The following is a 16,352-nucleotide window of genomic DNA, read 5'->3' on the forward strand; positions in this document are numbered from 1 at the left end:
AAAAGAGGCTGAAAATGTACTACATAGAACGTGATGAACAGGGACGTATTATTCAGGTTGAACGTGTCCCTTTTCATGCCATGACAGAACAAAGTGAAGTTAGCACTGCAGAAATAGACGAATGGATGCGGCTAAGAGAAATTCGTGAGGCATCGTTACTGCAATTGCGCCAGAGCGATCTTGAGATGGTTCGCGTGCTGGAAGATCTGATTGAAGTCCTGATGAGTAAAGGCGTAATCAGCATTACCGATCTGCCGCCGATCGCCCAGACAAAACTGACCAACCGCGCACAGGCGCGTCGTTCGTTAAGTGGTCTGGAAGGATTAATTTCCGATGATGACGATGAGGGATTGATATAATTCGTCATGTTTATTTACGCAATATATATCATGTACGACACAGGGACTATTGACAAAGTCCCTTTTTTTTACCCTAAATTCCTGCCCGGACTACTATTCATTCACGTCATCTATTAATATAAGGTCTTTAAGCGAAACGGCATCAATAAATTCCCTGCCGGAACGTGCTTTCATTACCTTTGTTACATGTTGCATTACAAATACTAATTAAATTCTCTTTTAGCATTCTACGCCTGGTCAGTGGATGAATTGGGCGAGAACAGGATTGAGGGAACTACACATGAGCGGCGTCTCTGGGATCGTCAAAGCGGTAATAGGACAAGTGTTTGCAATAGCACCTGATGGCAGCCAGCGTTTATTGGTTGAAGGTGACAGGATCCTCGAAGGAGAACAGGTCGAGACCGGGGCTTCTGGCGCAATCACATTGTCTTTGGCGGATGGCAAGCAGCTGGACCTTGGCCGTGACAGTCACTGGGACAGTACGGGAAGCGTGACCACTGAGCCTACAGCTACCCAGCAACAGGATGTGGCCGCCATACAACAGGCGATTGCAGACGGGCAGGATCCGACGCAAACCCTTGAAGCACCGGCAGCGGGTCCTCAGGCGGGGGGCACTGGCGGCGGTGACGCTGGCGGTAGCGGCGGCGGATCGCACACGCATGTGGTCCTTGATTTAACCGGTCAGGTTGTTGACCCTTCGGCTGGATACCCGACGATTGGCCTTGATTTTCCTGATGCCGAACGCCCACAAGAATTAACGCAGCTTGAACCTGGCGTTGCCACTGCGACAACGCCTGCCGATCCCAATACGAACCCGCCAGACGATTCTGATGCCGATGCCGACGCCGATGCGGATGCTGATTCCGACGCTGACGCTGACGCAGATGCTGATGCTGATGCCGATTCCGACGCCGATGCGGATGCAGATGCAGATTCTGATGCGGACGCCGATGCCGACGCCGATGCAGATGCCGATTCTGACGCCGATGCGGATTCTGACGCCGACGCCGACGCCGACGCAGATGCGGATGCGGATGCCGACTCTGATGCCGATGCGGATGCCGACGCCGATTCTGACGCCGATGCCGATGCGGACTCGGATGCAGACGCCGATGCCGATGCGGATTCTGATGCAGATGCAGATGCAGATGCAGATGCAGATGCTGATGCCGATGCCGATGCCGATGCCGATGCGGACGCTGATGCCGATGCCGACGCAGATGCTGATGCGGATGCCGATGCCGATGCCGATGCCGATTCTGACGCGGATGCCGATGCGGATGCGGATGCGGATTCTGACGCCGATGCGGATTCTGACGCCGATGCCGATGCGGACGCTGATGCAGATTCTGATGCCGATGCGGATGCCGATGCGGACGCAGACGCCGACGCCGATGCCGACGCCGATGCTGATTCCGACGCTGACGCGGATGCAGATGCAGATGCAGACGCGGATGCCGACGCCGATGCGGATGCCGATTCTGACGCCGATGCGGATGCAGACTCTGATGCGGATGCTGATTCCGACGCAGATGCAGATTCTGATGCTGATGCAGATGCAGATGCAGATTCTGATGCGGATGCAGATGCTGATTCCGACGCTGACGCTGACGCTGACGCTGATGCGGATGCCGATTCCGATGCAGATGCAGATGCAGATGCAGACGCGGACGCTGATGCCGATGCTGATTCCGACGCCGATGCTGATTCCGACGCCGATTCCGACGCCGACGCCGATGCCGATGCCGATGCAGATGCCGATGCAGATTCTGATGCAGATTCTGATGCAGATGCAGATGCAGATGCCGATGCCGATGCCGATGCGGACGCAGATGCCGATGCCGACGCTGATGCTGACTCTGACGCCGATGCTGATTCCGACGCCGATGCGGACGCTGATGCCGATGCCGATGCCGATGCCGACGCCGACGCCGATTCCGACGCCGATGCGGATGCGGATGCTGATTCCGACGCCGATTCCGACGCCGACGCCGATGCAGATGCCGATGCAGATTCTGATGCAGATTCTGATGCAGATGCAGATGCAGATGCCGATGCGGACGCAGATGCCGATGCCGACGCTGATGCTGACTCTGACGCCGATGCTGATTCCGACGCCGATGCGGACGCTGATGCCGATGCCGATGCCGACGCCGACGCCGATTCCAACGCCGATGCGGATGCGGATGCGGATGCGGACGCCGATGCAGATGCCGATTCTGACGCCGATGCGGATTCTGACGCCGACGCCGACGCAGATGCGGATGCCGACTCTGATGCCGATGCCGACTCTGATGCCGATGCGGACTCGGATGCAGACGCCGATGCTGATGCGGATGCCGATGCTGATTCCGACGCCGACGCAGACGCCGATGCAGACGCTGATGCGGATGCAGATGCCGATGCGGACGCCGACGCAGATGCCGATGCCGACGCTGATGCTGATGCTGACTCTGACGCCGATGCTGATTCCGACGCCGATTCCGACGCCGATGCGGATGCGGATGCTGATTCTGATGCCGATGCCGATGCCGATGCGGACGCCGATGCAGACGCAGATGCAGATTCTGATGCCGACGCTGATGCGGACGCCGATGCAGACTCTGATGCCGATGCGGACTCGGATGCGGACGCCGATTCCGACGCCGATGCCGATGCAGATTCTGATACCGATGTGACGCTGACCGTGACGATCACGCCGGGCGGCAAAACAACCGATACGTCAGATAATACGATCACCCATATCAATGGCGGCAGCGGGAACCCGAACGGGTATGATGTGCAGAACGGCGTAATCGTGGCGATCGGCAGTAACGTGCATGTCTGGCTGACGCCGGATAGCCCGGATGGCGCCATCAAGGGCGACGTCGTGCCGAAATCCGCCAGCGCGTCGCAGATTCACTATTACACCAGCAGCGGTAATGCCAATACTGACGACAGCGCAAAAGGTCACACCGATATCTTCGTTGTCGGTGACCATACGGGCGGTTATTACCAACAGAGTGACTGGCCGAACAGCAAATATAACTTCGTCTCCCTCAAAGGGATCACGGGCAACGGCAACGTAACGGAAGGCGATGTCGGCAAAGACTATATTTTTGTTCAGGGGAACAGCGAGGACTACAAGGTAACGGGCGTCGCTCATCCACAGAACCATCAGAACAACGATATTGATAATCTTCAGATTACCGATGAGAACGGTAAGCATCCTTTTGAAAATGCTAACCATATCGAAGGCGTGGTCTTTGGTGACGGGCCATCTTCATCCCACGGCGGCAGCACCACCACAAGCTACTCAGTAACGTTGAATCTTGACGTTAACCTCGAAAGCTCTGACAGCAGCGACCATCTCAATTCGATCACGGTTGGCGGGATTCCGGAACACGCGACCTTTAGCGGCAATTACACGGATGTCGCTTATGATGCGATCAACAAAGTCTATGTTCTGACCTTTGCAAGCGACACGACACACTATTCCGGGCAGGTCAGCGTTGAATTACCGGATGGTAAGAGCACTCTGGGCGATATAACCCTGGATGTCGATTCGACCGCATCCGATCAACTCGAACACCATTTCACCTTTGATGGTGAAGAGGGTGGGCAGCACGTCAGCGACAGCCACAGTGATAGCGCGGATGTAAGCCATCTCGCGGAAGCTTCTGATGAGACGCATATGTCGCTGACTCATATCGCCGATGAGAACCATTCAGACAATGGCTCGCTGTCGGATACCGACAGCCAGGCGCGGATGAGCAGTAGCGCCGCGGGGGATACGCAAACGACGGAAGTGGACCATAGCGTACTCACTGACAGTAGCCACAGCGCATCGTTAATTGATGACACAAGCTTAATGTTCAGTCCGCTGGCTGCCGATAACACATCCGGTCACGAAGAGACACCGACGGCATCAGCGGATAACGCGCCGACGCCTCTTTCTGTCGATGAGCAGGCTGAGACGGCATCCCCTCCGACTGCCACTGTAGAAAATGACCCGCCGTTGAATTTTAGCGACATCATCCATGATGAAACGCATCACGACCTCAGCAGCCTGATTCAGGCGGGGCCGCAAAGTGAAACCGCGAATAACCCGACGGAAGCCGAGCATGTCCCGGCCGAAGGCGGCACGACAGCGAATACTGATAGTTACGACGCTGGCCACGAAGCGATGGTGGATAACCTCATCTCTAAACCGGAAGAAATAACCTGATAAGTCGCCGCTTAGCTCCGCCGGGAGGCTAAGCGGCAAATCACCACAATGTGAATTCAGGCCTGGCGAGGAATTACGAGCGATGAAAAACAGCCAGAACGTAATTTCTCCTCCGGTTCCGTGGCATTTTCTCTGGTGGGTGGTACTCACACAGAGGCATAACGAAAAGGAAGACAAGAATGAAATATGGTAGCCCGTTTTTACTGGGGGCAGCATTGACCGTGTGCGCGACACAGAGTCAGGCCACCACCCTTGAGCAGGCGGTAAAAGACAGCCTGGTATGGCACCCACAAGTTAGCGCTTCGGCAAACAGCCGATACTCTGCGGAACAGGATCTTCGTGCCGCCAAAGGCGGCTATCTGCCGTCGCTGGATCTCACCGCCGGTAGCGGCTGGGAACAAACCGACAATTCCACGACCCGTGCAGCAGGTGAGCATTTACGCAACCTGAACCGCAGCGAATCCGCTATTAACCTGACGCAAAACGTCTTCAATGGCTTTGCGACCACCAGCGAGGTCGCGCGTCAGAAAGCAACGGTAAACTCGCGCGCCTGGACCGTAATGAATACCAGTGAAAGCACCGCCCTGCAGGCAATCCAAAGCTATCTTGATGTGCTGATGCGCGAGCAGATGGTAAAACTGGCGGAAGACAACCTGCACAATCACGAGCGTGTATTTGACCAAATACGCCTGCGCACCACCCAGGGAGTAGGACGCCAGGCTGACTACGATCAGGCGGAAGCTCGCCTGGCCCAGGCGCGTAACAATCTTCTGACCGAACAAACCAACCTTGAGGACTCCAGGGCTAACTATCAAAGCGTTACCGGTAAAGATGCCGACACGCTGGTAATGCCTGGCAAGATTACCATCCCCGCCTCGCTGGAAGCCGCCCGCAAAGTGATGCTCGAAAACAACGCGCTGCTTAAGCAGGCTGATGCCGATGTGGAAGCAACCCGCCAGCAATATGACGCGCAGAAATCGCGTTTTTACCCGAATGTTAACGTTGAGGTCGGTCGCACGATGGATAACAACATTGACGGTACGCGCGGGCATAACCAGGAATGGCAGGCAATGGTGCGTATGCGCTACAACCTGTACAACGGTGGCAGCGATCAGGCGACGCTCACCTCTTACGCCTACAAAATGAAAGAGGCGCAGGATGTGAAAAATAATGCCCTGCGCCAGTTAAACGAGGAATTGCGTCTTGCCTGGAATGCGAAGAACAATGCCGAACAACAGGTGCCGATCGCCAAAGAGTATGCTGAGCGTAGCGTGACAGTGCGTAGCGCCTATCAGGAACAGTTCAGCCTGGGTGATCGTACGCTGCTCGATATGCTCGACAGTGAAAATGAAGTCTTCACTGCACAGCGCCGTTACGTTGAACTGCAATTTGTCGACATGTTTACCACCTATCGCATCAGTGCCCGCACGGGAGAACTGCTTAAAAGTCTGCACATTCAGCCGCCGTCTGCCTCAGAGCCGCTTGATCAGGCTCAGCGTACGCAGGCGGAACTGCCGGAACTGCACTGATACGGCTCTGATGAGTTGTGGGGTGACTGACGGCATAAAACCGGCAATCATCCCGCTGTTTTTGACCTGCGGCCTGAGTCTGCAGAATACTGAGACAAAGAATGACGCCTGATACTGACACGCCTGAGAACGTCGATATTTCCCCGGAAGCCCCGGTCAGGCACGATCCCCGGCAAGCCCATGATGATCCATTGCTGGACGCGCTGATGATCATCTGCAAAATGCATAATATCGCGACCAGCCGCACCGTCCTGACGACCGGGCTGCCGCTGGAATCTCATTCGCTGACACTGGAGGCGTTTCCACGTGCCGCGGGGCGTGCGGGGCTGAAAGCGCGGGTGATACAACGCCCGCTTGATAACATTACCGCGCTGTCGCTGCCTGCCATTCTGTTACTGAAAAACGATCAGGCGGCCGTATTAATTGGCTGGGATGACAACCAGCAGGCCCGTCTGCTGCCCAGCGAAACGGAAGGCGGTGAAATTACGCTATCACGGGAAACGTTGGCGGAAAATTACAGCGGCAGGGCGATTTTCCTCTCCCCGGAACATGAGTTCGATGCCCAGCCAACGGCCGCGCTGCCGCGGACAACCGCCTGGTTTCAGGACACCCTTAAGCTCTCAAAATTCCTCTACTTCGATGCGGTGATCGCCAGCTTTCTGGTCAATCTTGTGGCGCTGTGCGCCCCGCTGTTTGTGATGAACGTTTATGACCGGGTTGTGCCTAATCAGGCAACCGCGACACTGTGGGTACTGGCTATTGGTATCAGTATCGCGTTTGTTTTCGACTTTGTACTGAAAATCCTGCGGGGGATTTGCCTCGATCTGGCGGGTAAAAAGACCGATCTGGTGGTCTCTTCTGCGCTGTTTGAGCGACTGCTGGGAATGAAGATGAAGCTGCGTCCTAAGCGGGTGGGCAGTTTCGCGCAGAATTTTCAGGAGTTCCAGTCGATTCGTGATTTTCTCTCGTCACTCACCCTGACGGCTTTTATCGATTTCCCCTTTACCTTACTGATCTTACTGGTGACTGGAATTATTGGCGGGCCACTGGTGCTGATCCCGCTGCTTACCTATCCGCTGGCGTTACTGGTGAGCTGGCTTATCCAGCGTCCTCTCATGTCGCGGGTACAGAAAACCTATCAACTGGCCAACGAACGTCAGGCGATGCTGGTTGAGACATTGACCGGCCTTGACGCTATCAAAATCAATAATGCGCAGAGTGAGCGCCAGTACCAGTGGGAGCATCTCACCGGCCAGTTGAGCAAACTGGAGCTGCGGGTGAAATTACTCTCCTACGTGGCGGTGAATTTTACCTCCTGGCTGCAGCAGGCCAGCGGCGTGGCGATTATTGTCGCCGGGGTCTACGTCATCATCGACGGGAATCTCAGTATGGGCGGGCTGATTGCCTGCTACCTGCTGCATCGCCGTGCGATGATGCCCATCGGTCAGCTATGCAGCCTGATTACCCGTTACCAGCGCGCGCGCATGACGAAATCCACCATCGACAGAATGATGGGGCTGGAGCAGGAAGTACAGGAGGGTGAGGTACCGCTTAAGCGTGAAACCCTCTCGGGCGCGATTGAACTGCGTGATGTGACGTTTTGCTATCCCGGCAACCAGTACGCCTCACTGAGTAATGTCTCCCTGGTCATCCAGCCGGGTGAAAAGGTGGGCATTATTGGTCGCAGTGGTTCAGGAAAAAGCTCGCTGGCGAAATTACTGGTCGGTTTTTACCAGCCGGACAGTGGCAGCGTGCTGATCGATGGTATCGATCTCCGTCAGATAGATGTGCACGATCTGCGGCATAACATTGGCTACGCGCCGCAGGATATCCACTTATTTAACGGCACGCTGCGGGAAAATCTGCTCTATGGCGCAAGCTATGTTGATGATGAAACCATGCTGCGGGTCGCGAACCTGACCGGGGTTCATGAATTTGCCCGCCGTCATCCTTCTGGTTACAACATGCAGGTTGGCGAGCGTGGAATGAGCCTTTCCGGCGGGCAGCGTCAGGCGGTTACGCTGGCGCGGGCGTTGTTGCTCGACCCGCCGGTATTGCTGATGGACGAACCCACCAGTTCAATGGACAACACCAGTGAAGATCTGATCAAAAAAGCGCTGGCGCCGGTTATCAGTAACAAGACGCTGCTGCTGGTGACGCACCGTGCGTCGCTGCTGTCGCTGGTTGACCGTCTGATTATTGTCGATAACGGTAAGATCATTGCTGACGGTCCGAAAGAGAGCGTCATGAGCGCGCTGAAAAAGGGACAAATTCATGCGAATCGTTGATGCGCTTAGCCGCCTGATGAACTGGCTCTCCGGAGAGAAACCGTCGGCGACGTTTACCACCAATGAGGTCAATAAAGCACTGCTTGATGATGCGCCACGCGTGGTGCGAGTGACCTTGTGGGCCATTTTCGCCTTCTTTATTGCCATGATCGTCTGGGCCTCGCTGGCTGAGATTGATGAAGTGACTCGCGGGGAAGGGCGGGCCATTCCTTCATCCCGTCTGCAGAAAGTCCAGAACCTTGAAGGTGGGATTGTTGCCGAAGTTTTTGCTCATGAAGGTGAGGTGGTACAAGCCGGCGCGCCGCTGTTGCGTCTGGACGATACCCGGTTTCGCTCTAATGCCGGAGAAAGCGAGGCCGATAAACTGGCGCTCGAAGCACGGATCCAGCGCCTGACCGCTCAGCTTGATGATGCCAGCGAACTGACGCTGTCGCCGGAAATTAGCAGCCAGGCGCCGGAAATCGCCAGCGGGGAAATGGCGCTGTTCACCAGCGTCAATAAACGTATTCAGAGTGAACTTGCCGGGCTGAATGAACAGTTGGTTCAGAAGAAACAGGAACTGCTCGATTTCCAGGGCAAGCTGACGCAGTACCGCCGTAGTCTTGAGTTACAGCAGCAAGAGATCACCATGTCTGAACCGCTGGTGGCAAAAGGCGCTATCTCAAAAGTGGAAATGCTGCGTCTGCGTCGCGCCGGGGTTGAGACGCAGGGGCAACTGGACTCCGTCATCCTTGCTATTCCGCGCGCGCAGGCGGCAATCAAAGAGATTGAAAATAAGGTCAGTGAAACGCGAGGGCGCTATCGCAGCGAAGCGCTGGAACAACTGAACCAGGCCCGTACCGATCTGAGTAAAATTGAAGCATCAGGTAAAGCGATCACTGACCGGGTGAACCGCACGCTGGTGACTTCGCCGGTTCGCGGCATCGTCCAGCAACTGCTGGTGAACACCATTGGTGGGGTGATACAGCCGGGTAATGACATTGTGGAAATTGTTCCGCTTGATGACACGCTGCTGGTTGAGGCCAAAATTCGCCCGCAGGACATCGCCTTTTTGCGACCGGGGCAGGAGGCGACGGTGAAATTCACCGCCTATGACTACACCATTTATGGTGGGCTTAAGGGCAAACTTGAACAGATAAGCCCTGATACGGTGACCGACAAAGACGGTAAGAGTTTTTATATTATTCGCCTGCGTACTGATAAAAATCACCTCGGCACGGATGAAAAACCGCTGTTAATTATTCCGGGAATGGTTGCTTCGGTGGATATCATTACTGGCAAGAAAACCATACTGGCCTACTTGCTCAAGCCTATTCTTCGCGCCAAAGCAGAAGCGTTCCGTGAGCGCTAAAGGGTAAGAATACAAAGCCTGCGATATGCAGGCTTTTTTGGATAGAGCGCGCGGCTCTGTTCTTGTCAGACATTAATGAAATGCAGATTAATAACCTTCTGTTTTTTATGGTCTTAATCCCCCCATCCCACTGACTTTAATGCCACCTCTTTGCCTGCTGTTTATACGCTTATGCATGCGCTTCTATTTTGAGTTTAACTCACATTAAGTTGTAGTTTTTATCGTTTTGCAAACGAGAATCTTTCAACAATACTGAGACAATAAATCAGACAGGGCGGTTTTTAATTGACGAATGCACGATTAACCTGGTGGAGAGTTGTTGGCATTTATCGGTAGTAAAATAAAAAGGTTCTCCTGTTGCGATATATTATTTCAGTATCTTTGGGATGCGGGTATTTGTTTTTCTGAGTAAAGAAATTGAAATCAGTCTATAAAAATACCCTCGCTGAATATCGAATAAAGGCTGTCAGTTTTATAAGGTACATAAGATGACATTAGAGATGTTGAATTATTTAATTGAATTGGCATTAAACAATACCTCGAACTCACCTGATATTAAAAGAAGCACTGATGACCATCAACAGTCATCAGGTGATGATTTATCGGCTTTTATTACATCGCTTTCGCAACAACAAGAGAGCGGTGATACGCTGTCAAAAATGAAATATCGCTTAGCACTGCTTTCTGCCGCACAACAAGACGTGAAAAAAGCAGAACAATTATTATCTGCCAATACCCCGGCGGAAGAAGAAGCCTGGCCGGTCATGGATTTCACACACTGGCCTGCGGTGCGTTATGCCGTCTCAGGTGAGGTGCAGACGCCTGAATCCGAAGCCTATTTTCATCGCATCTCAGCTGCCGCGGCGACGATACGTTCTGCCATTACCGATGCAGAACGCGCGAAAGGGACATCTTCATTCCATATTCTCCAAAAGATTTTGGTCCTCAACAGCGCGTTGCCTGAACGGTATAAAGCGATGGCAAATATTCAGTATTAGTCGCCAGTGGTATTTTCGGGGTAATGATACGGGTAATACTTGTTTGTTCTCCATCGCAAATAGACAGCAGAGAATAAATAAGTATTACCCGCCATTTATCTTTGCTGGCGCCAGTACTCCCGGCGCAGAGAAATAATCCAAAAGCGTTAATCCTCTGCTAACAGAGCGAAAAGGGTAGTAAAGGTGTTGGTCACTTTTGCCTCGGGTAACTTTCTTTGAATCTCATCGCCGGCGAACATGGTCTGGCCTGTAAGTCGCTTACCAAAATCGACACGGCGGCCGGGTCAGGGATGTCGATGGCAACTTTCCCCGCGAGCTTGTCTGTGCTTGCAGGGGGGGGTAAATATTTTCGCAGCGAAAATATCATCCGGTCATTAATCTTCATTTTAACCGCACTAAAGTCTGTCATTGGCGCACATCCTGTATACGCTTCCGCCACGTGGGCATCCGATCTGAGAGCGCAATACGTTCCACGCTACAGTCACACGCGGGTTGTGCGCACATTCATCAAATAGCCCATCGGTGATTATTTTGCTGCTCAAGCGAATATTTGCGTTAGGTAAACTTAACTTAATAATTGACTATGTTTTACAGTTTTTATTACACGATTACATACCTTGACATACATGTTAACGATGGGTAATTATGATGTGAAGCAATAGTCTTTTTCTTATTTATGACTCGTTATTCCGGCCACGCCATTTATCCACTCACGGTGACGTCGGGATAACATGAGCAACATCAGGTTTCGACGGGTCTTTTATCTTTCTTTAATAAAGGGCTCTTCACTCAATGGGCTTTCGTTCAGGTCGTCACTGTTATTACAACCTCAGTGTAATCAGTCTCTTTTTACCCTTTATCATCTCTGTGACCCAGGTTGAGGCCGGAACACTTTCGTCCCCGGCGCACCTTTCTGAGGATACCTCGCCGGGCGGTCTGTTTGCCGCGCTGCGGAGCACTATGCTCCATCACCCCAGTCTGGCCAGTCAGCAGGCACTTGTGCGTTCTAAAGAGGCCAGCGCCGACAGCGCCCGCGCGGCACGTTTGCCCACGCTTGGCGCCAGTGCGGGGACAGGGCAAATTTCGGGTTACACTGATTCCCGTACGACCACGCTGAGTGTTTCGCAACCGTTATGGGCTTTTGGGCGTATCGACAGCGCCATTGACTACGCCGACAATGACACCGTTGCTCAGCAAGCCACGGCCTGGGCTACCCGTCGTCAATTGCTGGAAGATACCGCGGTGGCTTACGCGAATATTCAGGGTGTTCGCGAGCGGCTTACCGTTGCTGAATCAAACGTTAACAATCATCAGGCGTTGTAGGAACAGATCCAGCGCCGCGCGCAGGGAGGCCTGGCTTCTCCGGCTGATGTCAGCCTGGCGAAGGCAAGGTTGTTACAGGCACGCGCGTCGTTAGAACAAGCCAAATCGGACCTGCTTACCGCCGAATCCACGCTGTTATCCTTGACTCAGGTACCGATCGCCAGCGAACTACCCGTCCCTGGCAGCATCCTCACGTTGCCCGCCGATACGTCTATACAGGAACAAATCCTTGCCCAGAGTGCGACGGTGCGAGCACGCGAAGCGGCGGTCACGCTGGCCGAAGCTGATGTGGAACGTCAGCGTACCTCGTCGCGGCCGACCGTCTCCCTGCAAGCCGCTCGCAACGAATATTCCGGTATGCCCAACCAGAGAAATAATAATACGGTCAATGTTGTTGTGACCGGCACGATGGAGGGGCTGGGACTGGTGAACCGCGGCCTCCAGAACGCGGCGCTGGAGCGTGTGGAATCCGCACGGCAGGATTTGGCCCAACAACGCCACAGCGAAGATATTCAGACACGCCAGTTGCTTGATCAGCGTGATGCTAACCAGACGCTGATGGCCGGTTATGAGCAGTCTGTTGTCGAACTTAGCGGCACGCTGGCATCGTTTCGTCGCCAGTACGAATCGGGCTACAAGAGCTGGCTGGATGTACTGAACGCCGTTCGCGAATTAACTGAACAACAACAAGCGCTGGTATCGATACGATCGGCATGGCGGGTCGATTGCCTGCGGCTGGCCGCACGCACGGGTCGTATGGACGATACCACTGGCGCCCTGACCACGGGCACACAATTTGCTAACACGTCTGCGAGCCAACCCTGATGATACCTGTTCCTCACTCTGAATTACTGGCCTTGCTGGACAAGCTACACGCCCCGGTGAATAAAGCGGCATTAACGCAGGCGTATGCGCGCGCGCAGACCGTTCCTCCGTTGACCGATCGCCCGCAGGATTATGTGCGCGGTTTACTGTCAGACGCGGGAATGAAAGATATCCGGCTGGCGTTGTTCCCCTGGCGGCGTTTTGATCCACGTCACCTCCCGGCACTGATGTGGCACGAACAGACATGGTGGCTGGCCGAACGACACAACGAGGAGGGGAGAGCCGATACCCTTACGCTGACCCGTGAAGGTGCCGAACCCCGAACGCTGGCGGTAGACGACATTGTGACCGGCGCGCCGGGGACGACGGCGGGTGACGAAACGGCTGTACTCTGGTTCAGCCTGGCTTCACACGTACAGTCAGAGAACCTCTCTGACAGCGAAAATCCGGCCATGCGTCTGGTCTGGCGAGAACTGCTGCGCGATCGCCGCTGGGTGTTCCGGGTGGCTGCCGCCACGCTGCTGGTGAACATTCTGGCCATTCCCACATCCCTCTTCGCCATGCAGGTCTACGATCGTGTCGTGCCAACCCTGGCCTGGGCGACACTGACTACGCTTGTGGCGGGGATGGGGCTGGTTGTGGGGCTGGACTGGCTGCTCAAAACATTGCGTGCCCACATCATGGACAGCGTTGCCAGCAGTGTGGATAAACGCCTTTCCCAGCATGTTTATGAACATCTGTTGCACCTGCAACTCGACCAGCAGCCCGGTAGCCTGGGAACGCTGGCCGCGCAGGTGGGGGCACTGGATTCGGTTCGACAAGTTTTCTCTGCCGGTCTTGTCTTTGGAATCGTGGATCTGCCGTTCGCTTTGCTGTTTATCGGGATTATTGGTCTGATCGGGGGGCCTGTCGGCTGGGTTTACCTGGGAATGCTCCCCATCGCGCTGGCGCTGGGGCTGTACACCCGTCTGCGCTTACGCCGTCTCACGCGCCAACAGATGCTGCGCAGCAATGAGCGTCTGGGCCTGTTAGTCGACAGTATTCGCGGTGCCGAAACCCTGCGCGCCAGTCATGCTGGCTGGCGTTTTGCACAAGACTGGCAGACGCTCAGTCATTCCATCGCAGGCTACAGTATTCAACAAAAATCCCTCACCCAGTTCTGTACAAACACCACCGGCAGCCTGTCGACGCTGGCCTATATCATGGGCATTGTTGTCGGGGTATGGGGCGTTGAAGCCGGATATTTGACCACCGGGGGCATGGTCGCGTGCAGTATTCTGGGGGGGCGTGTCATCGGGCCGGTGAGCCAGGGCGTTCAGTATCTGATGCAGTGGCAACAGGTGAGGGAGGCGCTGGATATGGTGAATAATCTGCTGCGTAAACCTACAGAGCGCCGCGCCGGACAGACCCTGCTGCTGCCCGATCGCCTGCCAGAACATATTAGTGTCGAAAAGCTGCGCTTTGCCTTTCCGCAGTCTCCGGTACAACAACTCAATATTCCCGCACTCCACTTTCACGCCGGTGAACGTGTTCTGCTGCTGGGCCCTGTTGGCGGTGGTAAATCAACGTTGCTCAAGATCCTGGCCGGGCTGTATCGCCCCGGTGAGGGGCGTGTCCGCCTGGGCGATGTGGATCTGTGGGAGATCGATCCCCAGGTGGTCAGCGCTCAGGTTGGCTATCTGCCACAAGCGGTGCAGCTCTTCAAAGGGACGCTGCGAAGCAATCTGATGCTCGCAGGCGCAGTCAGCGACACCACGCTGACAGACATCACCCGCGATCTGGCGCTGGATCAGGTGGCGGCCAGTAATCCGCTGGGTATGGATATGCCTATCAGTGAGGGGGGCTCAGGCCTCTCTGGCGGTCAGCGCCAGCTTGTTGGCCTGGCGCGTGTGTTGATGTCCCGTCCTCGTATCTGGCTTCTGGATGAACCGACGGCATCGCTTGATGGCGAAGCGGAGACGCGAGTCTGGAAAGCATTACAAGCCAGGCTGCAACCGGAAGATATCCTCATCGTCGCCACTCACCGTCCGATGGCGGCCGTTAATTTTGCTACCCGTGTGCTTGTCGTACAGGAAGGTACTGTCGTACGCGATGGTCCTCCCGACAAGGTGTTACCAGGACTGATGGCCCGCGCCACTGGCTTGCGTCCCGCCGCTGAGGTAACGAACGTGAAAACACACATGCCCGCAGCATCACATTCAGCAGGAGTCCTTAATGGCCGTTGAACTGTTTGACGACGAGGTCGCTGACGCCGCTCGCGTGCATCGTCTGGAAAATTACTACCGTAGCCGAGTGCCCGCCGGGCTTATCTGGAGCATGGCCGTACTGGTGCTGGGTTTTGTCATCTGGGCCATGTATTTTCGCATTGATGAAGTCGCACGGGCACACGGTGAAGTGATCGCCAGCAGTCGGGTGCAGATCATCCAGACCGTCGATGGCGGCGTACTTTCCGAGCTGCGTGTTAAAGAGGGGGATCACGTTAAGGCGGGGCAGATTCTGGCTCGTCTCGATCCAACTCGCGTGGAGGCGGCGGCGGGTGAAGTGGACGCGCGCATCGCCGGTCTCAGGGCGCGCATTGCCCGACTTCGCGCAGAATCAACGGGACAATCCGCTCCTCAGTTCCCTGCCGATCCTGGTCCGGCGTTACGCGAACAGGCCGATATTGAACGCGCACTGTTTCTGCAACGCCGTCAGAGCCTGCAGGAGGATATCACCGCGCTGCAAACCGCCGTGAATTTAGCCAACCAGAAGCTCAGCCTGGTGAACGGGCTGGAACGCTCTGGCGATGTGAGCGCCAGTGAGCGGCTTAATGCACAGCGCGAGCTTAATGAGGCTCGTGCCCGCCTGCTGGGTCGGCGCAATAAGTTTTTGGATGATGCGCGGGCCGATCTCACCAAGGCAGAAGATGATCTGGGCCAGACCTTGCAACAGATGGCCGGTCGTCGCCAGCAGGTACACGATACGGTGTTTACGTCCATGGGGCCTGGGATAGTTAAAAATGTCCGCGTCACCACGCTGGGCGGGGTATTACGTGCCGGCGATGAGATCATGCAGATCGTCCCCTCAGATGATGCCCTCATCATTGAGGCCAAAGTTCTGCCTGCTGATATTGCCCGCGTTCAGGTTGGACTGCCGGCCACTGTTCGCCTTGATCCCTTCGATTACACCATTTATGGCGCATTGCAGGGGGAGGTGATTTACGTCTCGGCCGACACCCTTAAAGAAAACACGTCACGTGGCGAGGAGATCTACTACCGCGTCCATGTTCGTTTGAAAAGCCATGCAGAAGGTCTGTCAGACCGTCAGGAAGATGGGCAGCTTGTGCGCAGTACGACGGGCCGTCAGCTTGACATCCTGCCGGGCATGACATCCCAGCTCGACATCCGTACCGGTGATCGCACGCTGATGGATTTTTTACTTAAACCTTTGCGTAAAACACTCAGTGAATCATTCCAGGAGCGATGACACCGCA

At 55.0% G+C, this 16,352-nt stretch carries 9 protein-coding genes and 1 pseudogene; all 10 read left to right on the forward strand.

All coding sequences use genetic code 11. From position 1 onward, the window contains the following. Nucleotides 1–14: 14 nt before the first annotated feature. The 10 genes and pseudogenes from AB182_RS06505 to AB182_RS06555 all read left to right on the forward strand — a co-directional run bounded on the left by AB182_RS06505 (nucleotide 15) and on the right by AB182_RS06555 (nucleotide 16,345). Nucleotides 15–359: a hypothetical protein gene (locus tag AB182_RS06505; RefSeq protein WP_047369385.1), complete on the forward strand. Its 345-nt coding sequence runs from the start codon at nucleotides 15–17 to the stop codon at nucleotides 357–359. A gap of 280 nt (nucleotides 360–639) precedes the next feature. Continuing rightward, nucleotides 640–4,566, forward strand: coding sequence for a retention module-containing protein (locus AB182_RS31820; protein ID WP_167337869.1), 3,927 nt, complete (start codon nucleotides 640–642; stop codon nucleotides 4,564–4,566). A gap of 179 nt (nucleotides 4,567–4,745) precedes the next feature. Continuing rightward, a complete protein-coding gene (locus tag AB182_RS06515) occupies nucleotides 4,746–6,095 on the forward strand; it encodes a TolC family outer membrane protein (RefSeq protein WP_047369386.1) in 1,350 nt (449 codons plus the stop codon). 101 nt (nucleotides 6,096–6,196) lie between these two features. After that, nucleotides 6,197–8,383, forward strand: a complete 2,187-nt coding sequence (locus AB182_RS06520) for a type I secretion system permease/ATPase (RefSeq protein WP_052958811.1) — start codon at nucleotides 6,197–6,199, stop codon at nucleotides 8,381–8,383. Next, the gene (locus AB182_RS06525) at nucleotides 8,370–9,734 is read left to right on the forward strand and encodes an HlyD family type I secretion periplasmic adaptor subunit (RefSeq protein ID WP_047369387.1); all 1,365 of its coding nucleotides are present in this window, start codon (nucleotides 8,370–8,372) and stop codon (nucleotides 9,732–9,734) included. The genes AB182_RS06520 and AB182_RS06525 overlap by 14 nt, the downstream gene beginning before the upstream one ends. A gap of 488 nt (nucleotides 9,735–10,222) precedes the next feature. Beyond that, the gene (locus tag AB182_RS06530; RefSeq protein WP_047369388.1) at nucleotides 10,223–10,732 is read left to right on the forward strand and encodes a hypothetical protein; all 510 of its coding nucleotides are present in this window, start codon (nucleotides 10,223–10,225) and stop codon (nucleotides 10,730–10,732) included. Nucleotides 10,733–11,692: 960 nt separating this feature from the next. Next, nucleotides 11,693–12,142, forward strand: a pseudogene (locus AB182_RS06540) (TolC family protein); the annotation flags it as partial. Between the two features lie 159 nt (nucleotides 12,143–12,301). Then, the gene (locus AB182_RS06545; RefSeq protein ID WP_327078457.1) at nucleotides 12,302–12,880 is read left to right on the forward strand and encodes a TolC family protein; all 579 of its coding nucleotides are present in this window, start codon (nucleotides 12,302–12,304) and stop codon (nucleotides 12,878–12,880) included. After that, nucleotides 12,880–15,105 carry an ATP-binding cassette domain-containing protein gene (locus AB182_RS06550; RefSeq protein ID WP_047369392.1) on the forward strand — a complete coding sequence of 742 codons (2,226 nt, stop codon included), beginning with the start codon at nucleotides 12,880–12,882 and terminating at the stop codon, nucleotides 15,103–15,105. Before AB182_RS06545 ends, AB182_RS06550 begins: the two co-directional genes overlap by 1 nt. Further along, nucleotides 15,095–16,345 (forward strand): HlyD family efflux transporter periplasmic adaptor subunit, encoded by a 1,251-nt coding sequence (locus AB182_RS06555; protein WP_082137013.1) that lies wholly within the window; start codon nucleotides 15,095–15,097, stop codon nucleotides 16,343–16,345. Before AB182_RS06550 ends, AB182_RS06555 begins: the two co-directional genes overlap by 11 nt. Nucleotides 16,346–16,352 lie beyond the last annotated feature (7 nt).

Origin of the sequence: Phytobacter ursingii, assembly GCF_001022135.1 — a bacterium.
Classification (GTDB): domain Bacteria; phylum Pseudomonadota; class Gammaproteobacteria; order Enterobacterales; family Enterobacteriaceae; genus Phytobacter; species Phytobacter ursingii.

Coding starts and splice junctions, on each gene's coding strand:
- AB182_RS06505 (WP_047369385.1), top strand. CDS start 15: ATGTACTACATAGAACGTGATGAACAGGGACGTATTATTCAGGTTGAA.
- AB182_RS31820 (WP_167337869.1), top strand. CDS start 640: ATGAGCGGCGTCTCTGGGATCGTCAAAGCGGTAATAGGACAAGTGTTT.
- AB182_RS06515 (WP_047369386.1), top strand. CDS start 4,746: ATGAAATATGGTAGCCCGTTTTTACTGGGGGCAGCATTGACCGTGTGC.
- AB182_RS06520 (WP_052958811.1), top strand. CDS start 6,197: ATGACGCCTGATACTGACACGCCTGAGAACGTCGATATTTCCCCGGAA.
- AB182_RS06525 (WP_047369387.1), top strand. CDS start 8,370: ATGCGAATCGTTGATGCGCTTAGCCGCCTGATGAACTGGCTCTCCGGA.
- AB182_RS06530 (WP_047369388.1), top strand. CDS start 10,223: ATGACATTAGAGATGTTGAATTATTTAATTGAATTGGCATTAAACAAT.
- AB182_RS06550 (WP_047369392.1), top strand. CDS start 12,880: ATGATACCTGTTCCTCACTCTGAATTACTGGCCTTGCTGGACAAGCTA.
- AB182_RS06555 (WP_082137013.1), top strand. CDS start 15,095: ATGGCCGTTGAACTGTTTGACGACGAGGTCGCTGACGCCGCTCGCGTG.